Annotated in this window: 11 protein-coding genes and 1 pseudogene; 7 read left to right on the top strand and 5 right to left on the bottom strand. The window is 68.2% G+C overall.

The window, feature by feature from the left end:
- Positions 1–67 precede the first annotated feature (67 nt).
- On the bottom strand, positions 68–433 hold the full coding sequence (locus AX690_RS09015; RefSeq protein ID WP_066682357.1) for a hypothetical protein: 366 nt from the start codon (positions 431–433) through the stop codon (positions 68–70).
- A 199-nt stretch (positions 434–632) separates the two neighbouring features.
- On the opposite strand from AX690_RS09015, the gene AX690_RS09010 reads away from it, so the two are divergent.
- Positions 633–1,469, top strand: a complete 837-nt coding sequence (locus AX690_RS09010; protein ID WP_066682359.1) for an alpha/beta fold hydrolase — start codon at positions 633–635, stop codon at positions 1,467–1,469.
- Here the strand turns inward: AX690_RS09010 and AX690_RS23620 are convergent.
- Positions 1,456–1,595 (bottom strand): annotated as a pseudogene (locus AX690_RS23620) (hypothetical protein). The gene AX690_RS09010 and the pseudogene AX690_RS23620 overlap by 14 nt on opposite strands.
- A 13-nt stretch (positions 1,596–1,608) precedes the next feature.
- The gene (locus AX690_RS09005; RefSeq protein WP_066682422.1) at positions 1,609–2,322 is read right to left on the bottom strand and encodes a ribonuclease T2; all 714 of its coding nucleotides are present in this window, start codon (positions 2,320–2,322) and stop codon (positions 1,609–1,611) included.
- Positions 2,323–2,501: 179 nt separating this feature from the next.
- Here AX690_RS09005 and AX690_RS09000 point away from each other — a divergent pair, with 179 nt between their 5' ends.
- From AX690_RS09000 to AX690_RS08985, 4 genes are all read left to right on the top strand, one after another.
- Positions 2,502–4,808 carry a TonB-dependent siderophore receptor gene (locus tag AX690_RS09000; RefSeq protein WP_066682362.1) on the top strand — a complete coding sequence of 769 codons (2,307 nt, stop codon included), beginning with the start codon at positions 2,502–2,504 and terminating at the stop codon, positions 4,806–4,808.
- Between the two features lie 150 nt (positions 4,809–4,958).
- Positions 4,959–5,642, top strand: coding sequence for a Fe2+-dependent dioxygenase (locus tag AX690_RS08995; RefSeq protein ID WP_066682424.1), 684 nt, complete (start codon positions 4,959–4,961; stop codon positions 5,640–5,642).
- 90 nt (positions 5,643–5,732) lie between these two features.
- Entirely contained in the window at positions 5,733–8,465 is a 2,733-nt protein-coding gene (locus AX690_RS08990; RefSeq protein ID WP_082769580.1) for a PAS domain S-box protein, read from the top strand.
- Positions 8,466–8,530: 65 nt separating this feature from the next.
- Positions 8,531–10,183, top strand: a complete 1,653-nt coding sequence (locus AX690_RS08985) for an MFS transporter (protein WP_066682365.1) — start codon at positions 8,531–8,533, stop codon at positions 10,181–10,183.
- Positions 10,184–10,290: 107 nt separating this feature from the next.
- Here AX690_RS08985 and AX690_RS08980 read toward each other — a convergent pair whose 3' ends face one another.
- Both AX690_RS08980 and AX690_RS08975 read right to left on the bottom strand, forming a co-directional pair.
- Entirely contained in the window at positions 10,291–11,187 is an 897-nt protein-coding gene (locus AX690_RS08980; protein ID WP_066682367.1) for an NAD(P)-dependent oxidoreductase, read from the bottom strand.
- A 12-nt stretch (positions 11,188–11,199) separates the two neighbouring features.
- Positions 11,200–11,511, bottom strand: a complete 312-nt coding sequence (locus AX690_RS08975) for an MliC family protein (RefSeq protein ID WP_066682370.1) — start codon at positions 11,509–11,511, stop codon at positions 11,200–11,202.
- 153 nt (positions 11,512–11,664) lie between these two features.
- On the opposite strand from AX690_RS08975, the gene AX690_RS08970 reads away from it, so the two are divergent.
- Entirely contained in the window at positions 11,665–12,120 is a 456-nt protein-coding gene (locus AX690_RS08970; RefSeq protein WP_066682379.1) for a (2Fe-2S)-binding protein, read from the top strand.
- Positions 12,117–14,291 (top strand): xanthine dehydrogenase family protein molybdopterin-binding subunit, encoded by a 2,175-nt coding sequence (locus AX690_RS08965; RefSeq protein ID WP_066682382.1) that lies wholly within the window; start codon positions 12,117–12,119, stop codon positions 14,289–14,291. The genes AX690_RS08970 and AX690_RS08965 overlap by 4 nt, the downstream gene beginning before the upstream one ends.
- Positions 14,292–14,341: the final 50 nt, after the last annotated feature.

Genomic DNA, 14,341 nt, shown 5'->3' with positions numbered 1-14,341 from the left:
AAAGCGATCGGTCCTTCCGAAGCGAATAAAGGCGGGCGGCTCCGAAAGGGGCCGCCCGCTTTGCGTTTCACGATGTGGTTTTGAAGGCGTAGGCGAGGGCCAGGTAAGCGGCGATCCCGAGGCCCAGGTGACCTATGAGAAGCGCCGCGACGGCGACGCCAATCATTCCGGTCCAGCACCCCATGACTGGATGGAGTAGCTTTGCGAGCAACAGCCCCGAAGCGCTCTGGAAGAGAGCAATCGCCACGAAATTCACGGCGATGAATAAGGCGACCGAGGCCTTCACGGCGATCCCCACGCCTCGCGGCGGTTGGATCTTGTCGACAACGAAAGACTTCATCAGCGCGATGAGGGTGGCGCCATAAAAGCCCCACATGGCGCCGGTGGTGGTTAGAAGTATCTTGGCGAGCTCAAGGTCCGGCTTTTCCGACATGCTCCCTCCCCTGGATGCGAGCGCAGCCATAGTTGGCGCTCTATGTCATATACCCGTCAAGCGTGCGCTTAATGGGCTCAAAACGGAAACAATAGATTTCAATCATTTCCGTATCGTGGGCCATGCCGCTCCGGCATTCTCTCCTCATCGGCACAACGGGACGGGCCAACGCGGCCTTCCAGCAGAGGGAATGACGGACATGAGCAGCGGCTTCTTCACCACCAACGACGGCGCGCAGATCTTCTTCAAGGACTGGGGTTCCAAGGACGCGCAGCCGGTCGTCTTCCACCACGGCTGGCCCCTGTCGTCGGACGACTGGGACGCCCAGATGGTGTTCTTCCTGCTGAAGGGCTATCGGGTCATCGCCCATGACCGCCGCGGCCACGGCCGATCCAGCCAGACCGACACCGGCAACGAGATGGACACCTATGCCGCCGACGTCATCGCCCTGGCCAAGCATCTGGACCTCAAGAACGCGGTCCACATCGGCCACTCGACCGGCGGCGGCGAGGTCGCCCGCTACGTCGCTCGCGCCGAGCCCGGCCGGGTCGCCAAGGCGGTGCTGATCGGCGCGGTGCCGCCGATCATGCTGAAGACCGAGGCCAATCCGGGCGGCCTGCCGATGGAGGTGTTCGACGGCTTCCGCGCCGCCCTGCTGGCCAACCGCGCCCAGTTCTTCCACGACGTCGCGGCCGGGCCGTTCTACGGCTTCAACCGCGAAGGCGCGAAGGTCTCGCCGGCCACGGTCGAGAACTGGTGGCGCCAGGGCATGATGGGCGGGGCCAAGGCCCACTACGACTGCATCACCGCCTTCTCGGAAACGGACTTCACCGACGACTTGAAGGCCATCGACGTCCCGGTGCTGATCCTGCACGGCGAGGACGACCAGATCGTGCCGATCGCCGACAGCGCCGAACTGGCCATCAAGCTGGTCAAGAACGGCAAGCTGATCACCTATCCCGGCTTCCCGCACGGCATGGCCACCACGGAGGCGGAAACGATCAACCGCGACCTGCTGGCCTTCATCGAGGGGTAGGGCTGGCGAACCTTCCCTCTCCCCACGCGGGAGAGGGTGGCCCGCGAAGCGGGTCGGGTGAGGGGCGCTCGGGAATGGTCGGCGCGACCCCTCATCCGTCGCTTCCAGCGACACCTTCTCCCACAAGGGGAGAAGGACTCTACCCCCGTTTTGGCGTCACCTTGACGACCGCCATGTCCGGCGCGCCGTTGCCGCCTCGGCAGGCGGCCCACTTGAACTTCAGGTCCATGCAGACCCAGACCTCGGTCAGCCGCCCGTCCTTGACCCGGACATTGAGGTCCTCCGGCGCGAGCTTGCGGTTACGCTCGAGGAACGCCTTGCGGATCTCGCCCGCCGTCATGACGCCGTCCGCGCCGGGATCGAGGTCCGGGACGTCCAGCTTCTCGCGGATCTTGCGGGCTTTCTTGAAATAGGCCTCGGGCGTGTCCCACTTGCAGGTCCCGTGCGCCTGCCATTCGTGCTGCAGCAGCCAGGGCGAAGGCGTCATGCACAGATTGGCCTTCACGGTGGCCGGGCTCATCGGCGGGCTGGGGCGGCAGTAGCGGGGATGGACCTTGTCGGGCCCGTTCGGCCACAGGCCATGCACCGTGAAGCCGAAGTTGTTGGCCTGGCACTGGATGGCCTTGTCCGATTCCGGGATGTTGGCGCGGCACGACTCCGGCGACCAGAACAGCGCCAGCAGATAGGCGGCGGTCGGCACGTCCGTGTGGATCTCGTTCGGCGGCGGAACTTCCGACGGGGCCGGCGTCACCGCCACGGGGACCGCGCACGACTTCAGGTTGGAGGCCTGGGCGCCGCTTGCCAGGGCCAGGAATGCGGCGGCGACGACGACGGATTTCATAAGCAACTCCAAATGGAGGGGCGATAGGAAGCGCGGGCCGTCGTCGCCGTCAAGCAAACCCCTGAAGCCAAGGTTTTTGGGCCTCTCGCGCAGCTGCGAACGATTATCATTGCGACTGCGTCTCAAGGTCGCTAATAACGCCTCGCAATTTCAGGAAGGGCGAGTGAGCGCCCTCTGGGGACAAGATCAAGATGCGTAAACCGACCTTCGCCGGCATTGCGAGCCGGCCTCGTCGCGCCCTGGGCGCCGCCGCCGTCGCCGGCCTCGCGGGCCTGAGCCTGACCCAGGCCGCTAGCGCCGCCGAGCGCGACGCCGCCCCGATCGCCACCGCGCCCGCCGACAGCACCGAGGTTTCGTCGGTGAAGATCGACGCCAAGCGCGTGGCCGATCCGTCGTCGAGCAAGTTCACCGCGCCGCTGCTGGACACGCCGCGGTCGGTGACGGTCATTCCCTCCACGATCATCGAGCAGACCGCCGCGACCTCGCTGCAGGATATCCTGCGCACCTCGCCCGGCATCACCTTCGGCGCGGGCGAGGGCGGCCAGCCGCTGGCCGATCGTCCGTTCATCCGCGGCCAGAGCTCGGGCAACAATGTCTTCGTGGACGGCGTGCGCGACACGGGCGGTCAGACGCGCGAAGTGTTCAACCTCGAACAGGTCGAAGTGATCAAGGGGCCGGACTCGGTCTATAGCGGCCGCGGTTCGGGCGGCGGCAGCATCAACCTGTCGTCCAAGACCCCCAAGGCCGACAGCTTCGTGGGCGGCTCGGCCGCCGCCGGCACGGACCAGTATTATCGCGTCACCGCCGACGGCAACTACGCCTTCGCCAAGAACGCGGCCTTCCGCTTGAACCTGATGGCGACCGGCGGCGACGTTTCTGGCCGCGACAGCGTCTCGTTCAAGCGCTGGGGCGTCGCCCCCTCGCTGGCCTTCGGCATCGACACCGACACCCAGGCGACGCTGAGCTACTATCACCTCGATACCGACCAGGATCCGGACTACGGCATCCCGCTGGCCTCCAAGCGCACCTGGGGCGTCGCCGGCACGGACAGCCGCGCGCGCCCGGCCAGCGGCATCCTGGACGTCTCGCGCGACGCCTACTACGGCCTGGAGCGCGACTGGATGAAGACCAAGGCCGATATCGCCACGGTCGCGGTCCGTCATGAGATCAACGATGACCTCGCGATCCGTCAGGTGGTCCGCTACGGCAAGACGCGGAACGACTATCTGGTCACCAATCCGGGCGACGGCGGCGCGGCCCAGTTCGTGGCCGGCGAGTGGTGGATGAAGCGCGGGACCAAGTCGCGCTGGAACGAGACCACGACCACCGCCTTCGTGACCGACCTGACCGGCAAGTTCCTGCTGGCCGGCCTGAAGAACCGCTTCAACATCGGCGTCGAGCTGTCGCGCGAAGTCAACGACAACGCCTCCTACGTGATCTTCACCACGGCGGGCTCGGCCTGCCCGGCCGGCTTCACCGGCGCGGGAATGGGCGACTGCACGCGACTCTACGCGCCCAATCCGGGCGACGCCTGGACCGGCGTGATCAACCGCGGCCCGCTTTCGACCTCCAAGACCCGCAACGGCTCGATCTACGCCTTCGACACGATCGACCTGACCGACAAGCTGCTGCTCAACATCGGCGTCCGCTACGACGACTATTCGACCCAGGGCGTCAACGCCGCGGCCACCAGCGCCAACGGCGTCGTGACGGGCGTGACCTATACGAACCTGCCCAAGGGCGGCTGGGATTTCGTCAACTATCAGATCGGCCTGAACTACAAGCCGACGCCGTCGAGCAGCCTGTACGTCTCGTACGCCACCTCCTCGACGCCGCCGAACATCGCCGGCGGCGACCAGAACACCGCCGCCACCCCGGCCCAGGTCGTGCTGGACCCCGAGGACACCACCAGCATCGAGGCCGGCGCCAAGTGGAACGTCTTCAATGACAAGCTGGCGCTGTCGGGCGCGGTGTTCCGCACCGAGCGCAAGAACGCCCAGATCGCGCTCAGCGCGACCGAGGTCGCCCAGGCCGGCGAAGTGCGCGTGCAGGGCGTCGAGCTCGGCGTCTCGGGCTATGTGACCCGCGCCTGGCAAGTGTTCGGCGGCTATACCTACATGGACAGCGAACTGGTGAAGGGCCCCTACACCAGCGTCAACATCGGCGATCCGCTGGCCAACACGCCCAAGAACACGGTCAGCCTGTTCACGACCTACCGCGTCCTGCCGCAGCTATCGCTGGGCGGTGGCCTCTACTACGTGTCGAAGATGTTCGGCGGCAATCAGGGCGGCGCCGGCGGCGGGACCAACAAGGTCTTCGCGCCGTCGTACACCCGCTACGACGCGTTCGCCTCGTGGAAGCTGAGCGACAAGGCCAACCTGCAGCTCAACGTCCAGAACCTGACGGACGAGCGCTATATCCTGCGGACCAATGGCGTGCACCACGCCGATCCGGCGCCGGGTCGTCAGGCCATCCTGACCCTCAACGTGAAGTACTGATCCTCCCCTTGTAGGTGCTTCACCCCAACGCCCCGTCCGGCTTTCGTCGGCCGGGGCGTTTTTCCTTTTGATCCGGGCGATGATCTGATGCGGATCAAGGGAAAGGTCGGCCGATCCAGCTAGGAATGGTTCGCAAATAGGATGTCGCTCATGATGCTGCAGATTCCCGAAGTGCTGACCAAGGCCCAGGTCGCCGAGTGCCGCGCGATCCTCGACGCCGGTCCCTGGGTCGATGGCAATGTGACCTCCGGTTTCCAGGCCGCCATGGCCAAGAACAACGAGCAGCTGCCGCAGGAGAGCGCCGAGGCCAAGCACGTCGGGGCGATCATCGTCCAGGCGCTGGAAACCAACCCGCTGTTCGTGTCGGCCGCCCTGCCGCACACCATCCTGTCGCCGATGTTCAACCGCTATGGCGAGGGCATGGGCTTCAGGGACCATGTCGACAACTCGATCCGCCGCGATCCGGTGACCGGCCTGAAGCTGCGGACCGATCTGTCGTGCACGCTCTTCCTGGCCGAGCCGGAGGACTATGACGGCGGCGAGCTGGTCGTGAACGACCTCTATGGCGACCATGTCGTCAAGCTGGGGGCGGGGGACGCGATCCTCTATCCCAGCACCAGCCTGCACCACGTCACGCCGGTCACGCGCGGCGCGCGGGTCGCCAGCTTCTTCTGGATCCAGAGCCTGGTGCGCGACGACGTCAAACGCAGCCTGCTGCTGGACATGGACGTCGCCATCCAGCGTCTGTCGCGGAAGACCGGTCAGGACGAGGAGGGGATCCTCTCGCTGACGGGCGTCTATCACAACCTGCTGCGGCAATGGGCCGAGGTCTGATTTTACCGGACGGGGTTGCGAGAACGCCGGTATCGCGAACCTAAAGTTTACGGTTGCGCCGCACGATCCGCCAAACCTTGGGGAGATTGGATGCCGGAGCCGGCGAACAAGGGAATGGGTGTCGGTGCGACGGCTCAAGCGTCCTCGTCGTTTGACGAGGGCGAGGCGGCGCGCTGGTTCTTCGACAACGCCAGCGACCTCTTCGCCATCGTCTCGCCGGAAGGCCGCTTCGTCCGCGTGAACGGCGCCTGGACCACGCTCACCGGCTGGTCCGCCGACGAGCTGGTGGGACGTCCCACCATCCAGTTCGTGCATCCTGACAGCCACGCCGACCTGATCGGCTCCTCGCGCCGGCTGCGCGACGTGGGCTGGGCGATCAACGAGGTCCGCTTCCTCTGCAAGGATGGTCGCGCGGTGTGGCTGCAGGGCCGCTCCCGCCTTGGACCCAACGGCGAGATGATCGGGCTGATGCACGACGTCTCCAGCGACGTGGAGGCCCGGACCGAGCTGGAGACCGCGCGGCGAACGCGCGAGATGCTGGCCGAGGCCGCCGGGATCGGCGTCTGGACCTATGAGCCCGAAACGGGCCAGGTCGACTGGACCCCGGACGCTCTGGCGCAGCTGGGCCTCACGCCCGCCGACATCGCCACGACCGCGCTGTTCTTCGAACGTGTCGCCCCCGAGCAGCGCGCCAAGGTGAGCGACGCCTTCAAACGGGCCGTCGCCACGGGCGAGGGCGGAACGATGGAGTACCGGCTGCGGGGCGACCATGGTCGCTGGCTGACCTTCCGCAGCACCTACCGCACCGAGCCGCGCCCGGGCGGCATCTACGCGCTCAAGGGCATCTCGCAGAACATCACCGACGTGGCGCGCAGCCGCGACAAGGCGATCTGGAGCGAACGCCGCGCGCGCCGGTTGATCGAGGACGCGCCGTTCGCGGTGGGCGTCTACGACGTCGACATGCGTCTTCGCCTCGTCAGCCCCAAGCTCCTCGAGATTTTCAAGGCCTCCGAGGAGGACGTGATCGGCAGGTCGCTGGACGAACTGACCCACGGCGGCCGCCGCCGGTTCGTCGCCGGCGTGGCCCGGGCCTTGTCCGGCGAAACCGTGACCCGCCGCGAGGACCGTCTGCTCGACGCCGAGGGCGGCGAGCACTGCCTGCGCTGGGAGGCGCGGCCCTGGCGCGACGTGAACGGCGAGATCGTCGGCGTCATCACCTACATGGACGACGTGACGGCCCTGGCGGCGGCGCGGCGGGAGGCTCGCATCAATGCGCGGCGGCTGAAGGTCGCCCTGGGCGCGGCGCGGGCCGGCGTCTACGAGATCGACCACGAGCGCAAGACCTTCTGGGGCTCGCCCGAGTTCCATCGCATGATGGGCCGTCGGGTGGGCTACGAGGACGTGCGCGACGCCATCTGGCCGATGCTCCACCCCGAAGATCGCGCCAGGCTCTACGCGGCCGCCGCGCAGTGGAAGAGGTCGGGCGACCGCGGCGCCCACGAATACGACGTGCGCCTGTCGCCGTCGGAGGGCGAGACCCGCTGGATCCGCGTCTTCCACGAAGTGCGGCGCGATCCCAGCGGTCGTCCGCGCAAGGCGTTCGGCCTGGTGCTGGACATCGACGAGCACAAGCGGGCGGAACTGGCCCTGATGGCCGCCGAGCGCGCGGCCCAGGCGGCCAGCGAGGCCAAGGCGCAGTTCCTGGCCAATATGAGCCATGAGATCCGCACCCCGATGAACGGCGTGCTCGGCGTCCTGCACGTCCTCAGGCGCGAATTGCCCAATGGCGAAAACGCCGAGCTGCTCGGCGAGGCCCTGGCCGCGGGCCAGATGCTGTCGACGCTGCTCGACGACGTGATCGACATCTCCCGTATCGAGGCGGGGAGGCTTGAGCTGAACCGCGAGGCGGTCGATCCCGCCGAGCTGGCGCGCGGCGTCGTGCGTCTGCTGGCCGGACCGGCGTCCGAAAAAGGGCTGCGGCTGGAGCTCGACATCGTCCAGAACCTGGGCTGGATCGAGACGGACGCGACCCGGGTGCGTCAGGCTCTGTTCAACCTGATCGGCAATGCGGTGAAGTTCACCGTGAAGGGCTCCGTCACCGTGCGGGTGCGGCGGCTGGGCGCGCCGACCGACCAGCGGTTGGTGTTCGATGTGATTGACACCGGCATTGGCGTGCCGCTGGCGGCCCAGGCGCGGCTGTTCGACCGTTTCCAGCAAGCCGACGCCAGCACCACCCGTCGCTTTGGCGGGTCGGGCCTCGGTCTGGCGATCAGCCGCAACCTGGCGCGCATGCTGGGCGGCGACATCACCCTGGTTTCGAAGCCGGGCGTCGGCTCGACGTTCAGCCTGACCATCGCCGCGCCGCCGGCGGTCGCCCCCATCGGGACGGGGGGCGAGACCGAGGACCTGCTGGCGGGGCTGCGCGTGCTGGTGGTCGAGGACAATGCGACGAACCAGCTGGTGGCCCGGCGCATCCTCGAGCAGCTGGGCGCGGCGGTCTCGGTGGCCGATGACGGCGCCTCCGGCGTCGCCGCGGCGCGTGACGGCGCTTTCGACCTGATCCTGATGGACGTGCAGATGCCCGGCATGGACGGCCTGGAGGCGGCGCGCCGAATCCGCGCCTTGCCAAGCGAGGCCGGGCGCGCCCCGATCATCGCCTTGACCGCCAATGTCATGGCCCACCAGCGCGCCGCCTACCAGGCCGCCGGCATGGACGGGGTCGCCGCCAAGCCGATTTCGCCGGCCGCCCTCGTGACCGAGATTCTCCGCCTGTCGAATCGTGAACCGCCTGGCGCGAGCGCCGGCCAAGGCGCGCTGGCCTAACAGCGTTCGGCCTCTTTCCCCCGCGGCCTGAAGCACGCTAAAGCAGGAGAAAATCGGGGGAACATATGGCTGACCAGGGTCAGGAACGCGCCTCGATGCGCACCGTGGTGGCGGCGTCTTCGGCCGGCACGGCGTTCGAGTGGTACGACTTCTTCATCTTCGGCAGCCTGGCCCAGGTCATCTCCAAGACGTTCTTCGCCGGTCTTACCGAGACCGCGGGCTATATCGCCGCCCTGGCCCTGTTCGGCGTCGGCTTCGCGTTCCGGCCTTTGGGCGCCCTGGTGTTCGGCAAGATTGGCGACCAGGCCGGCCGCAAGGGCGCGTTCCTGGCCACCGTGCTGCTGATGGGCGGCGCGACCTTCGCCATCGCCTTCCTCCCGACCTATCAGCAGGCGGGGATCATCTCGCCGATCCTGCTGATCATCATGCGTTGCGTGCAAGGCTTCGCCCTGGGCGGCGAATATGGCGGCGCGGCCATCTACGTCGCCGAGCATTCGCCGCCGGATCAGCGCGGCTGGTCGACCTCGTGGGTGCAGACCTCCGCCGCCTTCGGCCTGTTCGGCGCCCTGCTGGTCATCCTGGCCACCCGCTGGATTCTCGGCGCTCACGTCGGACCCGAAGCCTTCGACGCCTGGGGCTGGCGGATTCCCTTCGCCGTCTCGATCGGCCTGCTGGGCATCTCGGTCTGGATGCGAATGAAGCTGACCGAAAGCCCGACCTTCGAGGCCATGAAGGCCGAGGGCGAACACTCCAAGGCGCCGTACGCCGAGGCGTTCGGCCAGTGGAAGAACCTCAAGCTCGTCCTGCTGGCCTTCTTCGCCATGATGTCGGCGCAGGGGGCGGTCTGGTACACCAGCTTCTTCTACGTCCAGACTTTCATGGAGAAGTTCCTGAAGGTCGATCCGGTCGACATCAACGGCCTGATGATGACGGCCACGGCGATCAGCGCCATCTTCTATGTCGTGTTCGGCTGGCTGTCGGACCGTATCGGCCGCAAGCCCGTGATGCTGGGCGGCATGACCCTGGCGCTGCTGTTCTACTTCCCGGGGTTCCACCTGCTGGAGAAGGCGGCCAATCCCGCCCTGGCCGAGGCCAGCGCCCGCGCCCCCGTCGTCGTGGTCGCCGAGCCGCAGGACTGCTCGTTGCAGTTCGACCCCGTGGGCAAGGCGGCCTTCGTGACCGCCTGCGACATCGTCAAGGGCGCCCTGGCCAACGCCGGCGTCTCCTACGTCAACCAGAAGGCTCCGGCCGGAACCGTGGCGATCATGAAGGTCGGCGGCGTCGAGGTGGCGTCGCAAAGCGCCAAGGGTCTGCCGAAGGCGCAGGCCAAGGCCGTGAAGACGGCGGTCGAGGCGAAGATCAAGGCCGCCCTGGCCCAGGCCGGCTATCCGACCAAGGCCGATCCGGCGCGGATGAACCGGCCGATGATGCTGGCGGTCCTTCTGGTGTTCGTCATCGGGGCCACGGCGCTGTTCGGCCCGCTGGCCGCGTGCTTGGTGGAGCTGTTCCCGACCCGGGTGCGCTACACCGCCCTGTCGCTGCCCTATCACATCGGCACCGGCTGGGTGGGCGGCTTCGTGCCCTTCTTCGCCTTCGCCATCGTCACCGCGGTCGGCGATATCTATGCGGGTCTCTGGTACCCCGTGGCCTTCACCCTGCTCAGCGTGCTGACCACGCTGTTCTTCCTGCCCGAGACCAGGGGGCGGCCGCTGGACTAGAGCGTGACGCCGAAAGTGGGGACCGGTTTCGGCAAGAGTCACGCCTAAGTGTTTGATTTAGAGCCTCGTTATCGCGTCAAAACGATTCCGTTTTGACGCGCGAGGCTCTAGTCCGCCTGGGCGACGGGCAGGATCTCCACGGCGACGCCCGCGCGCCGCAGGGCTTCCAGCAGGGCGGGCGCCGCGGGCCGCGCGTGCAGCCAGACGACCTGCCGTCCTTCGCGCGCCAACGCCGCCAGGTGATCCGCCTCAGCCTCGTCCGGCGCCAGGCGTTCGATGTCGCGCCGCGCCAGCTTGACCACCTCCGGATCGGCCTCTGGATCGATGACCGCGACATCGGCGGTTCCGAGGGCGCGGATCGCGCGCAGACTCAGCAGATCGACGGGGCCCGCCGCGGCGAGGAACTGGACGCCGCCCGCGCGTGTCACGCCCTTGGTCAGCGCCTCGCGCAGCAACGCCTCGGCCCGCGCCATGTCGCCGTCCAAGGCCGCCTGGGCCGCTTCGCCCCGCACCGCCGCGCGCAGGAAGGCCCGCCGCTCGTGCAGGACGGGCAGGGCGCGGCGCACCTCGTCCTGAAGGCGGGCCAGCAGGGCGGCGACGCGGCCCATGCCTTCGGGCAGTTGGGTCTCGATGGCGTTGCGCAGCAGGGTCGCCATCACCGGCGCCGAACCGCCCGTGCCGACCGCCGCCACCACCTGTCCCCGGTCAATGATGGCCGGCGTGTTGAAATCGCAGAGCGCTGGGCGATCGACCACGTTGAGCAGGGCGCCGGCCGCCCGCGCGGCCTTGACGGCGGCCTGGACGAAGGCCTCGTCGGCGTCGCCCACGAACACCAGGACCGCGCCCTCGTAGGCGGCGGGCGAGAACGCCTCGGGGGCCCGCAGGCGCACGATTGTCGCTGGAGACCCCTCGAACAGGCGCGCCTTGGCCTCGGCCGGTTCGCCCGAACCGGCGATCACGATCGTGCGCCCGGCCAGGGAGAAATAGGCGGGAAAGGAATCCACGCGGTCCTCGAGCTATTGCGAGCTGCAGTCCAGATAAGGGCCGCCAGGAAAGCCCTTGAGCGTGGCGGCGGGGCCCTTGCCCCAGATTTCCGCCTGTCCCGCCGTATAGCGCGCGCCGGAGCCAGAGCGCGCCAGTTTCAGCGTCCGGGTGATCCCGCCGGCGGTCACCACCACCCGCTTGCCGTGCAGCGCATAGGCGGCCGTGAAGCCTTTGCCCGCCTGGCAGCGATAGCGGATCGGCGCGTCGGTGGCGTCTGGCGCCAGGGTCGCGCAGCCCGCCGCGGTCAGGGACAGCAGGGCGAGAAGGATGAGCGCGCGCCGCATGTCGGAGCCTCCGGGTGGTCGAGGTCTCGACCATAGCGGGTTTGGGGCGCACCGATCCAGGCGATCGCGATTTACTCTGGTCAAGTCCAATGTGAACGGTGTTAGCTTTCGACGCGGGCGCGCCGCGTCCGTCTTCGAGGGAGGCGAAGGCGCATGGCTGTGACACTGGACATCAATGGCAAGCCGGTGACGGCGCAGGCCGCGCCGGATACGCCGCTTTTGTGGGTCCTGCGCGACGAGCTGGGACTGACCGGAACCAAGTTCGGCTGCGGCATGGCCCAATGCGGCGCCTGTACGGTGCATCTCGACGGTCAGCCGGTCCGCTCTTGCGTGACGCCGATCGCCGCCGTCGGCGCCGGCAAGATCACCACCATCGAAGGTCTGGGCGGCGTCCATCCGGTGCAGCAGGCCTGGGTTCGCCACGACGCGCCCCAATGCGGCTACTGCCAGTCCGGCCAGATCATGTCGGCGGTCGCCCTGCTGGCCGAGAAGCCCAAGCCCTCGGACGAGGACATCGATAGCGCCATGGCCGGGAACATCTGCCGCTGCGGCGCCTATCAGCGCATCCGCGCCGCGATCAAGGACGTGGCCGAGGGAGGCGTCCGATGAACGCTCCCTTCAAGCCCGAGGCGCCCAGCCGCCGGGACGTGGTCGTGGCGGCCTCTCTGGTCGGCGGCTCACTGCTGGTCGGCTGCTCGCCGGCCGACCTGATGAGCATGGGCTCCAAGGTCGAGGTCGGCGCCTTTGGCCCGTTCATCAAGATCGCCCCCGACGGCGCGGTGACGGTGATCTCCAAGCACATCGAGTTCGGCCAGGGCAATCACGCCGGCCTCTCGGCCATCGTCGCCGAGGAGCTGGACGCCGACTGGAGCCGTGTGCGGGTCGAGCAGGCCCCGGCCAACGCCAAGCTCTATGCGAACGGCTCCCTGGGGGCCCAGCTGACGGGCGGCTCGTCCGCGATCTCGAACTCGTGGGAACAGCTTCGTAAGGCCGGCGCGACGGCCCGCGCCATGTTCGTGCAGGCCGCCGGCAATCGCTGGAACGTCCCGGTCGGCGAGATCACCGTCAAGGACAGCGTGCTGACCCACGCCTCGGGCAAGACCGCCGCCTTCGCCGAGCTCTTGGCCGACGCCGCCAAGGTTCCGCCGCCCAAGGACGTCAAGCTGAAGGACCCCCAGGCCTTCGCCCTGATCGGCACGGACCGCGTGCGCCGCAAGGACTCCCAGGCCAAGAGCGACGGGACGGCGCGCTACACCCAGGACGTCCATCTGCCGAACATGCTGACCGCCATGGTCGCGCACCCGCCGCGCTTCGGCGCCAAGGTGAAGAGCTTCGACGCCGCCCCGGCCAAGCAGGTTCCGGGCGTGGTCGACGTCTTCCAGATCCCGTCCGGCGTGGCGGTGGTCGCCCAGAACACCTACGCCGCCAAGCTGGGCCGCGAGGCCCTCAACATCACCTGGGACGAGGCGGAGGCGGAAAAGCGCGGCTCGGCCGCCATCACCCAGCTGTTCAAGGACATCGCCGCCGGCAAGGACGCCTCGGCCAAGTGGGAGCCGTTCGACCAGCGCGGCGACGCTTCGTCCCTGGCCTCGGCCAAGGGCGACGGCGTGTTCGAGGCGACTTATGAGTTTCCGTACCTCGCCCACGCCACCATGGAGCCGATGAACTGCGTCGCCTCGGTGGACGGGTCCAAGGTCAGGCTGACGTTCGGCTCGCAGGGCCAGACCCTGGACCAACTGAACGCGGCCAAGATCGTGGGCTGCCTGCCAGGGTCGGTCGAGATCGAGACGCTGTTCGCCGGCGGCTCGTTCGGCCGCCGCGCCAATTTCCAGTCCGACTATGTCGCCGAGTGCGTCCACATCGCCAAGACGGTCGGCGACGGTCGGCCGGTGAAGCTGGTCTGGACGCGGGAGGACGACATGCGGGCCGGCTACTTCCGCCCGATCGTCGTCCACGCGGTCAAGGTCAAGCTGGACAAGGACGGTTATTCGGCCGCCTGGCGCCACCGGATCGTCACCCAGTCGATCATGAAGGGCTCGCCCATGCCGGCGGGCCAGGGGGCGGACCAGACGGCGGTCGAGGGCGCGGCGGGGTCGCCCTATCTCAAGGCCACGCCCGTGGTCGACGCCCAGGTCGCCTGCCCGGACGTCGGCGTGCCGGTGCTATGGTGGCGTTCGGTGGGCGCGACCCACACGGCCTTCGTCATGGAGCACACGATCGATCAATTGGCGCGCCAGGCCGGCAAGGACCCGATCGACTACCGTCGGGCGCTCTATCGCAAGGCCGGGGCGGATCGGCATCTGGCGGTTCTGAACCACGCGGTCGAGAAGGCCGGCCAGGCCGTGACGCCCGGCTGGACGCGCGGCGTCGCCGTGCACGAGAGCTTCGGCTCGGTCGTGGCCCAGATCGCCGAGGTCAAGGTCGAGGACGGGGTCCCGCGCGTCGGCCGCGTGGTCACCGCCATCGACTGCGGCGTGGCGATCTCGCCCGACCAGATCGCCGCCCAGATGGAGGGCGGGACCTGCTACGGCCTGTCGGCGGCGTTGTTCGGCGAGGTGACCCTGACGGACGGCAAGGTCGACCAGGGCAATTTCGACGCCTACCGCGTGCTGCGGATCAACGAGGCGCCGACGGTCGAGACCTACATCGTCCCCTCTGGCAACCCGCCGAGCGGCGTGGGCGAGCCAGGCACGCCGGTGATCGGTCCCGCGGTCGCCAACGCTCTTCTCGCGCTCGACCAACGCGCCACCCGCCGACTTCCCCTGATCCGGGGCGCCTGACGGCGCGGCAAGCTGGACGAAATCGACCTATCCGAGCATTGTGCGCCTGT

It is taken from the genome of Caulobacter sp. CCH9-E1 (assembly GCF_001556515.1).
Taxonomy (GTDB): Bacteria; Pseudomonadota; Alphaproteobacteria; order Caulobacterales; family Caulobacteraceae; genus Caulobacter.
Note: the sequence above shows the minus strand (reverse complement) of the source record. Positions and strands in the feature narration are given on the sequence as shown.